The organism is Pseudanabaena sp. PCC 9330 (genome assembly GCF_055795045.1).
Window position 1 is genome coordinate 1 of sequence record NZ_JAYFES010000016.1, and the last position, 287, is coordinate 287.

1 protein-coding gene is annotated in these 287 nt (G+C 45.6%); it reads right to left on the reverse strand.

From position 1 onward, the window contains the following. Positions 1 to 43: 43 nt before the first annotated feature. Positions 44 to 287, reverse strand: a 244-nt coding sequence (locus AC0QKW_RS00385) for a hypothetical protein (RefSeq protein WP_473149096.1), incomplete at its 5' end; no start/stop codon positions are given.

Sequence of the window (287 nt, forward strand, 5' to 3'; positions counted from 1 at the left end):
ATTTGCAAAACCTGCAAGAGACTGTAAAACAGGCCAAAGTTTGTCACGATGAAAATAAAGTTGATAACTGTAATTCAAACCCATAGCCCATCACCTCATTTCTGAAAGTCTCACTCATCGTAACGCCACGCGCAAGCGACAGAACAATCTTATTAGAGAGACAGTTTCCGCATATTGCCCTCATCAGGGTCAGGGTAAGCGCAAGAAAAATAGGACTGTGACATGCTAGGGGCCTTCTATCGCTGCGACCTTTAGTGAGTCCCCATGAGCCAAGGCTTTGCTCCCAA